Here is a 338-nt window from a genome sequence, read left to right on the forward strand (position 1 = left end):
GGCGGCGAGCGGCAGCGGGTCATGATTGCCCTGGCGCTGATTAATGAAACGGACCTGCTGATTGCGGATGAGCCTACGACAGCACTGGATGTGTCGGTGCAGTCGCAAATACTGGATCTGCTCAAGCAATTGCAGGAAGAAATGGGCATGGCGATGATGTTCATTACCCATGATCTGAGCATTGTTCGTAAGATTGCAGACCGGGTTGAGGTTATGCAATTGGGTAAACTGGTGGAATCCAATACCCGGGAAATGATTTTTTCCGCCCCTGCGCATCCTTATACTCTCCAACTGATTGCGGCCGATCCGCCTGGTGAGCCTGTGCCGGTTCAGGGCGA

At 53.6% G+C, this 338-nt stretch carries 1 protein-coding gene; it reads left to right on the plus strand.

Features of this window, described 5'->3' with window-relative positions; translation table 11 throughout:
• A partial coding sequence (locus ACYP03_RS25035; RefSeq protein ID WP_459782531.1) for an ATP-binding cassette domain-containing protein occupies positions 1–338 on the plus strand: 338 nt, incomplete at both ends.

It is taken from the genome of Photobacterium sp. R1, from assembly GCF_054600795.1.